Source organism: Rothia sp. HMSC066G07, assembly GCF_001814485.1.
Taxonomy (GTDB): domain Bacteria; phylum Actinomycetota; class Actinomycetes; order Actinomycetales; family Micrococcaceae; genus Rothia.
The window spans coordinates 93,447-108,857 of sequence record NZ_KV816926.1 but is presented as its reverse complement, the minus strand read 5'-3'; the positions used below and the strand labels follow the sequence as shown (position 1 = coordinate 108,857).

General features: G+C 58.8%; 12 protein-coding genes and 3 tRNA genes. 4 read left to right on the top strand and 11 right to left on the bottom strand.

Annotated features, from left to right (window positions below; all coding sequences use genetic code 11):
* The first annotated feature begins 47 nt into the window (after positions 1 to 47).
* Together cls and HMPREF2971_RS05440 are read left to right on the top strand one after the other, a co-directional pair.
* Positions 48 to 1,526: a cardiolipin synthase gene (gene cls, locus HMPREF2971_RS05445; protein ID WP_070691805.1), complete on the top strand. Its 1,479-nt coding sequence runs from the start codon at positions 48 to 50 to the stop codon at positions 1,524 to 1,526.
* Between the two features lie 63 nt (positions 1,527 to 1,589).
* Positions 1,590 to 2,147: a hypothetical protein gene (locus HMPREF2971_RS05440; RefSeq protein ID WP_070634557.1), complete on the top strand. Its 558-nt coding sequence runs from the start codon at positions 1,590 to 1,592 to the stop codon at positions 2,145 to 2,147.
* Between the two features lie 139 nt (positions 2,148 to 2,286).
* On the opposite strand, the gene HMPREF2971_RS05435 is transcribed toward HMPREF2971_RS05440, so the two are convergent.
* On the bottom strand, positions 2,287 to 3,387 hold the full coding sequence (locus HMPREF2971_RS05435; RefSeq protein WP_239661596.1) for a YdcF family protein: 1,101 nt from the start codon (positions 3,385 to 3,387) through the stop codon (positions 2,287 to 2,289).
* 232 nt (positions 3,388 to 3,619) lie between these two features.
* Entirely contained in the window at positions 3,620 to 4,816 is a 1,197-nt protein-coding gene (locus tag HMPREF2971_RS05430; protein WP_070691803.1) for an RNase H family protein, read from the bottom strand.
* Positions 4,817 to 5,121: 305 nt separating this feature from the next.
* Between HMPREF2971_RS05430 and HMPREF2971_RS05425 the strand changes: the two genes are divergently transcribed.
* A complete protein-coding gene (locus HMPREF2971_RS05425; protein WP_044150828.1) occupies positions 5,122 to 5,400 on the top strand; it encodes a putative quinol monooxygenase in 279 nt (92 codons plus the stop codon).
* A 135-nt stretch (positions 5,401 to 5,535) separates the two neighbouring features.
* Here HMPREF2971_RS05425 and HMPREF2971_RS05420 read toward each other — a convergent pair whose 3' ends face one another.
* The gene (locus HMPREF2971_RS05420) at positions 5,536 to 6,570 is read right to left on the bottom strand and encodes a 2-oxoglutarate dehydrogenase (RefSeq protein WP_070691802.1); all 1,035 of its coding nucleotides are present in this window, start codon (positions 6,568 to 6,570) and stop codon (positions 5,536 to 5,538) included.
* A 252-nt stretch (positions 6,571 to 6,822) separates the two neighbouring features.
* Positions 6,823 to 8,667, bottom strand: a complete 1,845-nt coding sequence (ilvD, locus tag HMPREF2971_RS05415) for a dihydroxy-acid dehydratase (RefSeq protein ID WP_070691800.1) — start codon at positions 8,665 to 8,667, stop codon at positions 6,823 to 6,825.
* A gap of 414 nt (positions 8,668 to 9,081) precedes the next feature.
* Between ilvD and HMPREF2971_RS05410 the strand changes: the two genes are divergently transcribed.
* Positions 9,082 to 10,914, top strand: a complete 1,833-nt coding sequence (locus HMPREF2971_RS05410) for an alpha,alpha-phosphotrehalase (RefSeq protein WP_070691798.1) — start codon at positions 9,082 to 9,084, stop codon at positions 10,912 to 10,914.
* A 145-nt stretch (positions 10,915 to 11,059) separates the two neighbouring features.
* Here HMPREF2971_RS05410 and HMPREF2971_RS05405 read toward each other — a convergent pair whose 3' ends face one another.
* From HMPREF2971_RS05405 to HMPREF2971_RS05375, 7 genes are all read right to left on the bottom strand, one after another.
* A complete protein-coding gene (locus HMPREF2971_RS05405) occupies positions 11,060 to 12,040 on the bottom strand; it encodes an ABC transporter substrate-binding protein (protein WP_070691867.1) in 981 nt (326 codons plus the stop codon).
* Between the two features lie 5 nt (positions 12,041 to 12,045).
* Positions 12,046 to 12,744: an ABC transporter permease gene (locus HMPREF2971_RS05400; RefSeq protein ID WP_070691796.1), complete on the bottom strand. Its 699-nt coding sequence runs from the start codon at positions 12,742 to 12,744 to the stop codon at positions 12,046 to 12,048.
* Positions 12,745 to 12,747: 3 nt separating this feature from the next.
* Positions 12,748 to 13,497, bottom strand: a complete 750-nt coding sequence (locus HMPREF2971_RS05395; protein ID WP_070691795.1) for an ABC transporter permease — start codon at positions 13,495 to 13,497, stop codon at positions 12,748 to 12,750.
* The gene (locus HMPREF2971_RS05390) at positions 13,494 to 14,426 is read right to left on the bottom strand and encodes an ABC transporter ATP-binding protein (RefSeq protein WP_070691793.1); all 933 of its coding nucleotides are present in this window, start codon (positions 14,424 to 14,426) and stop codon (positions 13,494 to 13,496) included. Before HMPREF2971_RS05390 ends, HMPREF2971_RS05395 begins: the two co-directional genes overlap by 4 nt.
* A gap of 250 nt (positions 14,427 to 14,676) precedes the next feature.
* Positions 14,677 to 14,749, bottom strand: a tRNA-Phe gene (locus tag HMPREF2971_RS05385).
* A 73-nt stretch (positions 14,750 to 14,822) separates the two neighbouring features.
* Positions 14,823 to 14,896 (bottom strand) — tRNA-Asp (locus HMPREF2971_RS05380).
* Positions 14,897 to 14,965: 69 nt separating this feature from the next.
* Positions 14,966 to 15,038 (bottom strand) — tRNA-Glu (locus tag HMPREF2971_RS05375).
* Positions 15,039 to 15,411 lie beyond the last annotated feature (373 nt).

Sequence of the window (15,411 nt, the reverse complement as noted above, 5' to 3'; positions counted from 1 at the left end):
CCCCCCCCCCCCCCCCGCCCCACACGAAATACCGGCATAATAGAGGGATGAACTTGTTTGCCCCCGCCTATCTCGATTTCCTGCCAGACTGGCTACGCCTCGCACTCGGCATCGCCGATATCCTCATCCGACTCGCAGCCCTCTGTTGGCTCCCCTACAACCGCAAACCCGTGGTTGCCCTGGGCTGGCTCATGGCCATCTTCTTCATCCCCTTCGTAGGGTTCATCGCATTCCTCGTCTTCGGCTCCTCGCGCCTGCCCGCCTACCGCCGCGCACGCCAACACGCCATGAACGACTTGATCCGCGAAGTCAGCGAGAACAAGCCCTTCCTCACCCGCACCGACGACCTCTCCGACCCCGCAAAGGCAGCCAGCCAGCTCAACTACACCCTGGGCTCACTCCCCCTGGTCGGCGGCAACCAATTCACCCTCCACACCGACAACCACGAGGCAATGGTCGCCATGGCGGAAGAAGTCGACCGCGCCACCAAATACGTGCACTTCGAGTTCTACATCACCGCCTACGACGAGGCGAGCGCAGTCCTCTGGGACGCCCTCTTCGCAGCCCACGAACGCGGTGTACAGGTGCGCGTACTCCTCGACCACATCGGCTCCTGCAAATACCCGTCCTATAAGAAACTCGTGAAAATGCTCAACGACTCGGGTATGCAGTGGCGCCTCATGCTGCCGCTCAAACCGTGGAAACTCAAGTGGCAGCGACCCGACCTGCGTAACCACCGCAAGGTCCTCGTCGTGGACGGACGCGTCGCGTTCTCCGGTTCGCAGAACGCTATTCACCGCTCCTACGACATGCCCGAAAACATTAAGAAGGGCTTGGAGTGGAAGGACCTGACCTTCTCCTGCACCGGCCCCATCGTTGAAGAGCTCAACGCCGTTTTCGTCTCCGACTGGTACTCCGAAACGAACCAGCTGATCCTGGCAGAAATTAACACCAATATCCCCTACTACAAGGATGGGATGCGCGCCCAGGTTGTGCCCTCCGGCCCCGGTTTTGAAACCGAAAACAACCTGCGCCTCATTAACTACCTGATCTACAACGCCGAGCGGCGTATTACCATCTGCTCGCCCTACTTCGTGCCCGAAGAGACCCTACTGCAGGCACTCACGAACGCCGCCTACTCCGGTATTGAAACCACCGTGATTGTGTGCGAGAAGGGCGACCAGTTCCTGCCGAACATGGCGCAGCGTTCCTACTACGAGCAGCTGCTGCAGGCGGGTGTGCGTATTCTGCAGTACCCCAGCCCGACCGTGTTGCACTCCAAGTTCATGATGGTCGACGACGAAATCGCGTTCATTGGCTCGTCCAATATGGACCCGCGTTCCTTCTCGCTGAACATGGAAGTGTCAACGTTCGTCATTGACCGCAAAATGGTGGCGATGCTGGATGAAGTATGCGCCGAATACGAGCAGGTCTGCACCGAGCTGCTGTACACCCAGTGGGCGGAGCGCCCGCGCCGCATCAAGATGGTGGAGAACCTCTGCCGACTGTGGTCATCGCTCCTCTAAGCTATTTTTCGCACACTCGCAGGGTCTGAGTTTTCATCCCCGCACCCGCCAAAGGACTATCGAATGCCCCTTCTATTCCGTAAAGCACGCCGTAAAATCGCTGAACTCGATGCGCACGACGTTGCTCACCGTATCTCTGCGTACACCTACGGTAATTTCTTGGTGCTGGCGGCTCTGCTGAGCATTCACGACGCGAACGCGATCTTTGACGGCACCGCGATCCTCTACATTACGGGTACCGGTCTGACCACCTACATTGCCCACGTCATCTCAGAAATGCAGGAGTACCGGGTGCTGCACGGCGGCACCCCGCCGCGAGATTTCGTCAAGCACGCGCTGGGCAACGCGAGCCCTATTCTGGGTACGACCGTGTACCCCGTGGCGCTCCTGATTCTGGCGACATTCCTACCGCCCGGCGGCACCTACGACATCATTTTTGACTGCACTATTATTCTCTGTCTTGTGACCGTGGTGTGGCGTATTTTTAGCCTCAACTTCGCGATTGCTCGCTACCGCGGCGAACCGCTCTGCTGGCGTACCTTCCGAAGCGCTGTGTGGCTCACCTTCGCCGTTATTGTTCTCGCGATTGTGAAGATTATGTTCACTCACGCTGGTAAATAACCTCAAAGCTCCCCTGAAGCTCAGATTAACCGAGATCAGGGGAGCTTTTGTATGCACCATCGCTGGGATGCGCCGGGCCACATGCTAGAGCAGCGCTATACATTAGGACGGGGCTACCGGCTAGAGCCGCAGCTGGATGCTACATCGGTTCGCCCGGGCCCTTCAAATCGGCGGAGTACAAATACCACACGAAGAGCGCCACTGCAATGTAGAGAACCGTGCACAGGCTCAAAGTGATGATGTGGCGACGGCGAGTAATACTCAAATACCCAATAAACTCACGGATAAAAGCATTCACCGCAAAATACAGCTTCGTACGAGCCCCCGCACCCCAGCATTCCAGACCCAGCGAACGTGCCAACAGCAACGCACGGAACAGGTGGTAGCTGGTTGTTACCACAGCAACTTTCGGGGTTTTACCCTCGGCAACCTCCGGCATCAAGGCGTAAGAGAAGAGCAGGTTCTCGCGGGTGTTCACCGCGCGGTCCTCCACAATAATGTCCGCCTCGGGAATGCCGCGGGATACAGCGTAGCGAGTCATCGCCACGCCCTCGGGCACCTCCTCATCCGCGCCCTGACCGCCAGACATAATCAGCTTCGAGCCGGGGTTCTTACGGTAAATTTCAATGCCGCGATCGATACGACCCGCCAACAGCGGAGTCACCTGGTCACCAATAAGACCCGAACCAAGCACCACCACATAGTCAGCCTGCTGGCGGAAATTTACCAGGTTCAACGCTGCCGCCACAGTAAAGCCCACCGCGTAGATAGTGAAATAGGTCAGCACCAGCGAAAAATAGAAATAAATAGTGCCCCACACGCCGCCAAACGGAACATTCTCCACCGAACCGGGAACAAAGAACGGCCCCACAATAAGAGCGACACCGGCAGCCAATGCCAAAGAATTAGTGAGCGAAAAACCCTCACGAGCAATAAGGCGCACACCGCTATAAAGGAACAGACCGGTCAAACCCAGAGGCGTAAAAAGCGAAAGAATCACCGGAATGATAACAATGAGGAGCGCCAGCACCAGCAAAATCTGGTTCTCTGACACAACCGCCATTGCGCCCAGGCTCGTACCCAGCAACCCCACGGTCACAATCAGTAGCCAGCCGACAAACACGCTACGGCGTTCCCGCAGGTAGAGGCAGATAAAAAGCACCGGCGAAAGCGCCGTCAGCGCGTACAGCACCACCAGCGGGATATATAGAGAAGAACCGGGAGGAGGAAGAAACTGCATAAATTGGATCCCAAAGAATAAGTAAAGTGTGCGCCCGCTGAAAATCGGGAGAATCAAAAAAATTCTTCACACAATTCTATCCCCACCGCTGTACATCTATCGCTGCAGGCCCGCCGCACACAAGCGCATGCAGAAAAGGCAAAAGGGCAAAAAGAAACACGCGACACCTCCGACATCGCATACCCTCGTATGCGGCGAATGCATCGCGCGTTCATTTCTACCCTGGACTAGTTTAGCGCCATAAACGGTTTCCCGTGTGGATTGAAGAAGGTTTAATCTGCAACCACTCCGGCGCAAGCAGGCGAACAGCCTTCGCACAACCCGACAAAGCAGTAATAATCGACTCGCACCGCTGATTAAACTCGCTCTGATGACGCTTATCCACAATCTGCCCCGGAAAATGGCGATGCATCTTCGACACAGAGTCGCTACTCTCCTGCAAACCGTGGCCCGTATGGCCCGGAACATGCTTCACCAGCACACGCTTCTCGCGGATCGCCTCCGTCAAAGCACACATCTGAGCTACAACACGCTCATCCTGAATACCCTCAGAAACCCACGCCTCAAAAGCCCAACGGCTATGCGCCAAACGCAACACAAACGTCAACGCACCCAAAGAATCCGTATGAATAATCAGGCGGCGCGAACCGCTATGGAACACCGTATAAGCCGCCAACATCGCAGACAGCTCACCGGTCATAATATTCACGCCATCATAGTGGGTATGAAAATAGAAGCCGTCCTCACTCACGCCGGCGATACCCATACGGCCGCCACGCTGATACTTCTTATTGTGAGTCGAACGGAACGAACAATCCGTGAAAACGCTATAGTCCTGCAGCTGATCCAGCGGTCGAGGGGTCAGCGCCTCCTCCACCATCTCATTCACGGCGGTACGTGCCGCGCACACCTCAGCCTGCATCCGCTCATACGCGGGCGTGCCAGCAAGCTTCACATGCACTTCACCCAAAGAATGGTTATCGTACGGGTCCAGCACCTTCTCAAAGGCGCGGTACTCCATAATCCCCTTCAACTGGTCGCAATCACGGAAAAGATGCTTCAGATTCTTGCGGTCAGCAGCAATCGTCACCAGGTTCTGACGGTACTGCTCAGGAACCACATCCCACGCAGAAAGCACGGCACGACCCAGCAGACGCGGATGCACCTCATCGCAGCACTCCATAAGGGAATGAACGTGAGTGAAAAGCATCGGCTCCTCATTCACCACAGTGCGGGTACCGTCCTGCTTAGAAATAAAAACCACCGTCGACAAGGCCGAATAACAAAAACCCTGCGCTGTACGATGCTCCTGAGCCACAGCAATCACAGCAACACCCTGATCCGTGTACCCGGCAGGGTACGAGGCGCTATAGTCGGGCGCCTCCCAAGTCAGGGTGCATCGTTTGATATGCGCCGGTGAAAATCCCATGAGTGTCACCCCCCATGTGTGCCATACCGCTTCTCCTTCCATTCATGCGGTGTATCGTCCTCGTTCTTTTATAGGTCGAAAAGAAAGGGGCACGCAAATATAAAACACCTTTTTTACAGTTAGCGAATGGAATAACCGCAGCTCCTCTCACACGCCGGCATAACACAAAACCCAGCACAGAACACAGCGCACAACACAGCGCGAGAAACCCCCACGCATACCTCACCGAGGCGCAGGGAAAGGTGTACGGTAAAAGAGTCATATACGACGCGGCAACCGCCGCACCACCCCACAAGGAGAGCCCCATGATTGGTGTTTACGCCGGAGTATCCGTCAAGCCCGAGCACGTCGAAGAATTCCTCAAGACCATCGAACCGCTCGTGACCGCAAGCCGCCAGGACGAAGGCAACGTCAGCTACGACTTCGGTGCCGTCTCCGACACCGACTTCGCATTCATCGAGCGTTGGGAATCCCAGGAACTGCTCGAAAAGCACATGGGCACCGAACACTTCCAGAAGGCTGTCGCCGCATGGGAGCCGCTGCTCTCCTCCGAGCTGGACGTTCGCATCGTCAACTTCCGCTAAACGACGTTAAAGACCGAGGTGCCCGGCACCCCCTAAGTGAGGGGTGCCGGGCACCTTCGCATGTCAGTTATGGAGGCGAGCGCGGCAACTCGTAGCACGCCTCGCCTTCATTCTCGGTTTAGCAGCGCTCTCGGTTTAACGGCGTTCTACGCCAACCTCCATCGAATCAAGTGTGAAACCATTCGTCGCGCTCACGCAATGCACCTTACCGCTATTCACCGACTTGCAGGTGTAACCATACGCGGTCACCACCTGACCGGTCGGCAGTGCAGTAATACCCTCGGTATTCACCGGCTCCGGGGTGGCAGTCTGACCGACCAGGCTCACCTCAGGAGCCTGACCCTGCACCATGTGCACGCGCTGCTGCGCGGCACCGGAGGCGGCATCCCAACCCTCCAGGGTCACACCCACCAGCGCCTGGCAATCCACACCCGACGGGGTCACCGAGCACGCGACCTTAGAGTCCGGGCTGGTGAAACGCAGCGCCTCAACAGTCTTCGCCGAATCGCCCTGACCGAAAGTGCCGCCGCCGTACGCTTCAGCGAAAGTCAGCGTACCCGAGAGCATGCGGGTCTTCGCCGGAATCAGCGCCAGACGAGGCTTCTCAGTGCTACCGCCCTGCGTGAAGCAGGCACCCGTAATGTAGTCGCGGCCCTGCACCTTCGTGGCGCATTGGTACCACTCCACACTCGCCGAACCGTCCTGGTTCTTGCGGCTGTTGAAGAGACGCACCGCCTCCTGAGCCTTCGCACAATCCGAACCGTCATACACGTAAATACCGGCGGAACCACCCAGCAGGCTGGTCACGCCGCAGCGGGTGCCCGCATCAATAGTGTTCGCGGAGCCGCTTGCCGTAGCGTATGCCGCCTCGTACTCGGCGTCCGTGCTCGGCTCATCCGTGGGGGTCGCTACCGAGTCGTACGTTACCGGGGAATCCAGGCCGGCAGAGATCTGCACAGTATTCGGCTTCCAGGAGCCATCCGCCGCGGTGAACAGGGTCTTTGCATCAACGGGCGCAGAAGAAGTCGCCACCATCATCGGGGCGGTTTCAGAATCATCAGCCTGCGGCTGAGCAGAGCAAGAGCTCAAAGCGAGCGCACCGATACAGGCAAGAGCCGTCAGGGCACGACGAGTAAAAGCACGCTGTGCGCGTGCGGGCAGGGTAACCATGAATACGTCCTTGTGAGGGTTGCGAATTGCGTTGTGTTTGAGTGGTTGTGCTGAGTCGGTGAATCGGGTACCTAAATACCTTCTTACACCCTACTGCACCGCAACTGACAAGGCAATACGCCGCACCGGGTATCCCACGACGGTAAACAAATACGCGAACAAAGAACAGCGCCCCGCCCGCAGAAAAACCGCGGAACGGGGCGCCAGCCCATCAGGGCAAGATATTAAATTCTCACACGATACGTGAGGGGCTTATGCGTCCTCGGGCAGGATGCGCACGCCGCCCTTATCAGCCGAAGCAGCCAGCATGCCGTACACCTTCAGGGCGTTCGATACCTGACGCTCACGCGGCTTGGTCGGACGCCACGGTGCAGCGCCCTTCGCCTCGCGGCGAGCAGCAAGCTCCTCATCCGAAACGTTCACACGCAGGATGCGGTTGTTCACGTCAATCTCAATCTCGTCACCGGTCTGCACCAGGCCGATCGCGCCGCCAGCAGCCGCCTCCGGGGAGACGTGACCGATAGAAATACCCGAGGTACCACCGGAGAAACGACCGTCAGTAATCAGCGCACACTTCTTGCCAAGGCCCAGACCCTTCAGGTAGGAGGTCGGGTACAGCATTTCCTGCATGCCGGGGCCACCCTTCGGACCCTCGTACTGGATGACGACAATGTCGCCTTCCTTCACGTTCTTCGACAGAATCTCGTGCACAGCCTCGTCCTGCGACTCGACCACGAAGGCGCGGCCCTTGAAGTGGAACAGCTCCTCATCAATACCAGCGGACTTGATGATCGCACCGTTCTGGGCGATGTTGCCGTACAGGACCGCCAGACCGCCGTCCTTGGTGTACGCGTGCTCCACGGCGCGGATGCAACCGTTCTCGGCGTCGGTCTCGTGGGACTCGTACTTGTTCGCGGTGGAGAACGCATGGGTGGTGCGCACGCCACCGGGAGCAGCGAGGAACAGTTCCTTCGCCTTCTCGCTCGCCTTGCCGCTGCGGATATCCCACTCGTCCAACCACTCGTCCAGCGAGTCAGCGTGAACAGAATGAACGTTCTTGTGCAGCAGACCGGCACGGTTCAGCTCACCCAGCAGGGCGGGAATACCGCCGGCACGGTGCACGTGCTCAATGTGGTACTTGGTGGAGTTCGGGGCAACCTTCGCCAGGCAGGGAACCTGACGCGAAATGCGGTCAATATCCTTCAGAGTGAAGTCAGCGCCCGCCTCGTGAGCAATCGCCAGGGTGTGCAGCACGGTATTGGTCGAACCGCCCATCGCCACGTCCAGCGCCATAGCGTTCTCGAACGCCTCCTTGGTCGCAATGGAGCGAGGCAGAACCGACTCGTCATCCTGCTCGTAGTAGCGCTTAGCCAGCTCAACGATGCGGCGGCCAGCATCCAGGAACAGTTCCTTACGAGCAACCTGAGTAGCCAGGGTGGTGCCGTTACCGGGCAGCGCCAGACCAATCGCCTCATTCAGGCAGTTCATGGAGTTCGCGGTGAACATACCCGCGCACGAGCCACAGGTCGGGCACGCGTTCTTCTCAACCTGAGCGAGCGCCTCATCGCTGACGCTGTCATCAACAGCCATCACCATGGCGTCAATGAGGTCGAGGCGGTGCTCAACAATACCCTCAATGCCCTCACCGGACTCCATGGGGCCGCCGGACACAAAGATAGTGGGGATGTTCAGGCGCATAGCCGCCAGAAGCATACCGGGGGTGATCTTGTCACAGTTAGAGATGCAGACCAGGGCGTCGGCACGGTGCGCGTTCACCATGTACTCGACCGAGTCAGCAATCAGGTCGCGGGAAGGCAGCGAGTAGAGCATCCCGTCGTGGCCCATCGCGATACCGTCATCAACGGCGATGGTGTTGAATTCCTTGGCGACGCCGCCAGCCTCACGAATCGCGCCGGCGACCAGCTCACCCATGTCCTTCAGGTGCACGTGGCCGGGCACGAACTGGGTGAAGGAGTTCGCGATAGCAATAATGGGCTTGCCGAAGTCGTCATCGCCCATGCCGGTGGCACGCCACAGGGCGCGGGCACCAGCCATGTTACGGCCGTGAGTTGAAGTACGTGAACGCAGTTCTGGCATTGTTTTACCTTCCGTAGTGATGCAAGTACTGATTTTACGCGCGGCGTCCAACGCTCTTCAGCTCAGGGTCACTTTGGTTTCATGCATCGAAACGCGCACGAGCCTACAACCGCCTATCGGTGGGAGGGTTGAGGCCACGGGGGTTGTGCCGGATCTGCGGCAGAATTGCCCCCTTTGGGGTAGATGGGGACATCACCCCATTATGCCCCCTAATCTGGAATGAGCCCAGGTTGCGGGCGTCGATATTCAGTCGGCGAACGCACCGGGAGGCGGCGGGCTGCCGTGCCTGCCGCGTACGGGCCTCGCTGTGCATACGTAGCAACATACGTAGCACCGGTGCGGTTCGTTTCTAACGCACTGATGTATACACGCTTTTATACACGCTGAACCCTGCATACATTTCAGAAGGTTTCCATGACACAGGCACCCACCGCATCGCTCACCCTCACGCCGGCAACCAGCCCGGCAGGCGGCAAAGATTTTGCGTCCTCCGTCATCTACCAGGTGTACCCCAAGTCCTTCTACTCCTCGGCGGGTGGCGCCTACGGCGACCTGCGCGGCGTCATCGAGAAGGTGCCCTACATTGCATCCCTGGGCGTGGACATGGTGTGGTTCAACCCGTTCTTCGCCTCCCCGCAAAACGACAACGGCTACGACATCTCCGACTACTACGCCATCAACCCCGACCTGGGCACCATGGAGGACGTCGAAGAGATGATTGCTGCCCTCGCCGAGCACGGTGTGGGCGTCATGTTCGATATGGTGCTCAACCATGTTTCGACCGAGCACGAGTGGTTCCAGCGTGCGCTCGCCGGTGAACGCGAGTACTGGGATTACTTCTACATTCGCCCCGGCAAATACACCGAGGACGGTCAGCTGCGCGAACCGACCAACTGGGAGTCGAAGTTCGGCGGCTCCTGCTGGTCCCGCTTTGGCGAGTACACGGATGAGCACGGCACTCCCCTGTTCTATATGCACCTGTACGACCGCACCCAGGCGGACGTGAACTGGTACAACCCGACTGTGCGCGACGAACTGTTTAAGGTCGTGAATTTCTGGTACGAGAAGGGTGTGCGCGGTTTCCGTTTTGACGTCATTAACGTCATCGGTAAGGACGAAGAGCTGCTCGACGCCCCCGAAGGCACCGTGGACAAGGCACAATACACCGACACCCCGATTGTGCACACCCGCATTCAGCAGCTGAACCGCGCCTCCTTCGGTCAGCATGACGACACCGTGACCGTGGGCGAAATGTCCTCGACCAGCATCGAGAACTGCGTGGGCTACTCCAACCCGGCGAACCACGAGCTGGATATGGTGTTCAGCTTCCACCACCTGAAGGTGGACTACGAGAACGGCGAGAAGTGGTCGAAGGTTCCGTTCCGTTTTGCCGAGTTGAAGCAGATTCTGAACGATTGGGCACTGGGTATGCAGGCCGGCGGCGGCTGGAACGCGCTGTTCTGGAATAACCACGACCAGCCGCGCGCGCTGAACCGTTTTGGTGACGTTGAGCGTTACCGTGCCGAGTCGGCAACCATGCTGGCGACCGTGATTCACCTGCTACGCGGCACCCCGTACGTGTACCAGGGTGAGGAAATCGGCATGATTGACCCGGTCTACTCCTCGATCGAGCAGTACGTGGATGTGGAGGCACACAACGCCTACGCGATGCTGCGTGAGCGCGGTCTGAGCGAGCAGCAGGCTCTGGAAATTGTGGCGTCGAAGGCTCGCGATAATTCGCGTGTGCCGATGCAGTGGACCGCGGATCCGGTGACTGCCGGTTTCGGCTCCGAGTCGCCGTGGCTGGCTCCCGGCCCGGTACGTGATGCGGCGACCGGCGCCGGTATTTCGGTGGAGGATGAGGAGCGCGACGGTGTGATTCTTCCGTACTACCGCAACCTGATTGCCCTGCGTAAGCAGTACCCGGTCATTTCTGTGGGTTCGTACGCGCCCTACGCGCTGAATCACGAGCGGGTTTTTGCGTACCTGCGTGAGCTGCCCGCTGAGGCTGGCTCCGAGGACGGTAGCCCAGCACAGCGTCTGCTGGTGCTGACGAACTTCTACGGTGAGCCGACCGAGGTTGAGGTTCCGGCTGAGTTCGTTCGTTCCGGTCGCGTGCTGGTGTGTAATTACAAGAATTCTACGGTCGATTCCGCTGCGGCGGATTCTGCTGTATCTGATTCAGCTGAGACGGTGACGCTGAGCCTGCGCCCCTACGAGGCTCTGGCGTTGCTGATTGAGGGCTAAAAGCTACTATATGCCCCTCCCCTAACGTGTGGGATAAGGGCAATATAAACCGACCTGGCAATATTCTATTTCTAGAATATTCCCAGGTCGGTTTTGTTTATAGACATTCCTATAGAGGAATTAATATGGAATATCAGGAAGAATCTTAGAAGCCGTGCTCGTTCAGCCAGGTAGCCGCCGCCTGCGCGGGCTCCTGCTTAGAGGTACCCGAAACACGGTCATTCAAAGTACGCAAATCAGCGGTAGTGAGCTTCGCCGAAACGCGGTTCAGAACCTCCGCCGCAGAGTCGGGAACTCGCGACGTATTGATAATGGGCAGCACCTGCTGAGCCAGAATCATGTTCTTCGGATCCTCCAGCACCACCAGCTGATTCTGCTCAATTGCGGGGGTGGTCGAGTAGAGGTCAACCACCTGCACGGTGTCATCCAGCAGGGCCTTGACGGTCAGCGCGCCGCCGCCATCCGAGAGGGGCACAAACTCGGCGGGGACGCATCCGTACTTCTCTTTCAGACCCGGGATGCCGTAGGCACGCTCGGCGAACTCCGGGGCGGCACCGAGCTTCAGGTTCGTACAGCGGGAGGCGAGGTCTTCAAGGCTTCGCAGACCGTACTTCTGGGCGGTCTGCGCGGTAACGACAAGCGAGTCCTTATCCTCCGCCTCGGAGGCGTTCAGGGCGCGGATTTCAGCCCCGGAGCCACCCGTGGTGAGGGTGCCGAGGGCGGCGGGTAGCGCCTGCAGAATCTCCTGCGCAGTGTTAGCTGTAGCCTTCGGGTCCAGGTAGAGCAGTAGGTTTCCGGAGTAGTCCGGGATAACGTCCACCGCACCGGAGGCGAGTGCCCCCAGGTACGCCTCGCGGGCGCCGATGCTCAGCTGGGTGCGGGCATTGAATCCCGCCCGGGCGAGGGCTCCGGCGTAGATTTCGGCGAGGATTTGGGATTCGGCGAAGGCTGCTGAGCCGACGATGATTCCTTCGTGTTCGCCGCTGAAGACTTTGTCGCCGCTGAGCCCGCAGGCGCTGAGAATACCCGCCATGCCGAACGCTCCGGCGGCGGTGAGGGCAGTGCGACGAGATACGGCGCGGGGCTGCACAGTACGGTGCGTGAAGGTTTGAGGCGTCTGATTCATCGGGTTCATGCCTTCTTCCGGTTGATGGTGAGCCCCGCGGGGGTGAGCACACGCTGCGCAAGGCCCATGAGCGCGTCCACGGCGAAGGCGAGAAGCGCCACGAGCAGGGTTGCGACGAGCATGCGCGGGTAGTCGCGCACGGCGAGCCCGTCAAAGAGGTACCTACCGAGGGTTCCGCCGCTCAGGTAAGCAACGATGGTCGCGGTTGCGATGACCTGCACGAGTGCGGAGCGGAGCCCGCCGAGCATCATGTTGGCGGCGAGCGGGATTTCGAGGCGGGTCAGAATCTGCCATTCGGTCAGGCCTTGAGCGCGGGCTGCGTCCACGAGGTCTTCCGGTACGGCGGCGAGGCCTTCAAGAACTCCGGCGAGCAGGGGTGCCGCCGCAATAATAATGAGCACGATGAGGGAGGGCAGGGTCGAGACGCCCAGCCAGAGTGCCAGGATAGTGAGCAGACCGAGTGCGGGCAGCGCACGGGTGGCAGCAACGGTGCTCATGAGCAGGTTGCTACGGCCGCGGTTGGTGCCGTAACCCGGGCGGTGGTGCCCAGCCCAGAGGCCGAGGGGCACGACGATGAGTGCCGCGCAGGCGGTGGCGAGGGCGGTGACGCTCAGATGTTCGAGCAGGCGCACGAGGATTCCGCCGCTTCCCTGCCAGTTGGCGCCGTCCATGAGGTAGGCGAAGGTTCGTTCTATGACGTTCACGGGTTATGCCTTCCTTTCGGGACTGCGGCGGTTCGCAACCGTAGCCGCCTGCCAGGGCGTAAATGCCCTCGTCAGAAGGATAAGGAGCAGGTCGAGGACCAACGCGAGCAGCAGGCTAAGGATCACGCCAGCCAGGATTTCCGAAGGGATATTGCGCGCGAGTCCGTCGGTGAAGAGCGTGCCGAGCGAGGGCACACCGATGAGGGCACCCACGGACACCATCGCAATATTCGCCACGGTTGCCACGCGGATTCCCGCCATAATGACGGGCGTAGCGAGGGGCAAGTAGAGCTCCATCAGCGCCTGTCGGGGCGTGTATCCGAGGGCGCGTGCAGATTCGTGCACGCTATCGGGTACGGAGTCGAAGGCATCCACACCGGAGCGCACCATGAGCGAGAAGGAGTAAACGCTCAGGGCAACGAGCACGTTCAGCGGGGAAATAATGGAGGTTCCCAGAATGAGCGGCATCAGCACGAACAGCGCAATCGAGGGGATGGTGTACAGCAGTGAGGAGAGGTGCATGAGGGTTCGCGCACCGATGCGGCGTTCGGAACCGCGGTCACGGCGACGGCTCGCGTAGTAGGCGGCCGGCAGCGCGACGAGAGCGCCAATCGCGACGGGCACGACGCCCTGGTAGAGGTGGCTGAGGGTCAGCTCGAGGATGCGCTGACTATTGGTGGCGACCCATTCCCAGTGCATATCGCTTGCGGCGAGAGGTGGTGCCGCGAGCACAATATTTTCTAGAAGACTCATTCGCTTTTCTCGCCTTCTACCGCACCATTCTGTGCTTCTCGGGAGGTGGCAAGTCGGCGTGCGCGCGCCTGGCGCACCGTCTGCTCATCCAGCAGACCGGCAACCGAGCGGCTCACGAAGGAGCGCACAAAATCATCAGCGGGGCTGTAGAGAATCTCTTCGGGAGTGCCGAACTGCGCGAGGCGACCGCCCTCCGCGAAGACGGCGATTGTATCGCCGAGCAGAAGCGCCTCGTCAATGTCGTGGGTGACGAACACGATCGTCTTGGCGAGTTGCCCCTGTAGGCGCAGCAGCTCTTTCTGCAGGTCGGTGCGCACCACCGGATCCACCGCGGAGAACGGCTCGTCCATCAGCAGGACGGGCGCATCGGCGGCGAGAGCACGCGCCACACCAACGCGCTGCACCTGACCGCCCGAAAGCTGGGAGGGGTAGCGCTTGGCGTACGAAGAATCCAGACCGACCACGTTGAGCAGTTCGAGGGCGCGCGCCTGCGCCTCCTTGCGGGAGGCGCCGAGCAGGCGCGGTACGGTGGCAATATTCTGCGCGACGGTGCGGTGCGGCATGAGCCCACCCTGCTGCATCACGTAGCCGATACCGCGGCGCAGCTCGTAGGGGTTCTTCTCGTGCACGTTCACGCCGTCAATGGTGATGGTGCCACTGTTGGGCTCCACCATGCGGTTAATCATGCGCAGACTAGTGGTTTTACCGCAGCCGGAGGGGCCAACGAACACGGTAATCTGCCCGGCGGGAATATGCAGGTTCAGGTTCTGCAGCACCGTGGTGGGTTCACCGGTTCGGCTCGGGTAGCTTTTGGTGATGTTCTCGAGGCGGATTCCGCCCGCCTGCGCACTATCGACAGCAGCATTTTTTGCCCACGGAATCTGGGGTGAGCTCTCCGGAGGCTGTGTACTGAAATTCTGGGCAGTCATGGGTGCGGTAATCCTTTCTGCAACCCGTTGTATGCGCTCTTTGAGCAGAAATTATCGAGTAGCTTCCTGCTGGGCGTTTCTACAGTGAGTGTGGTGTACCTGTTCTGTACATAGACCGTATATAAAAAGGCGGCACCTCAGGGTTTTATTCCCAAGATGCCGCCTTTTCGACGGTTTTGCAGTATCTGCAACCGCAAAGTTTTTTAAAAACAAAACCCGCCCCACTGTAGAAGCCTGGAGGCGGATTTCGTGGCTCCGACCGGCGTCGATCCGGTGACCTTACGATTTTCAGTCGTACGCTCTACCAACTGAGCTACAGAGCCTTGCGTATTTACTTTTAGATACGCAATGACCGCGTCTTCGGATGATGAATCATCTGAAATTACGCGGCCAGAGCGACCCCGACGGGACTTGAACCCGCGACCTCCGCCGTGACAGGGCGGCGCGCTAACCAACTGCGCTACGGGGCCTTGTTGGAATCAACAGAAGTAAATTCTATATCATCTAACTTGGCTTTGCAAATCGATATGATTTGCAAGTACCCCCAACGGGATTTGAACCCGTGCTACCGCCGTGAAAGGGCGGCGTCCTAGGCCGCTAGACGATGGGGGCCTAGTCGATCGAACAGGTTCCGTTTTCTTCATCCCGTCGTTCGAACCTCCACTAGTCTATGACAGGTTTGCGGAGGCGCGCAAACCGTTTTGTTCGATTTTGCCCGATTTTGACCCCCATTTTCGACCATTTATAGCCTGACACATATGTGTTTAAGCTTGTCAATGAGGATTCAGAAAAACTTCAAAAAATTTTAAAATTTCTTCACAACACCCCATATCAGGGGCTTTTGGAAGGTTTTTAGACACGTTTGGGTACCTACAGGAGCCCAGAGAAAGACTTTTTCGCCACCTCCATTTCTACAGATTTTCTTCAGAATCTTTCAAAATTTTGTTCCGGAGACGCTCCAAAGAGAGTCAAAACTTTTGAACGG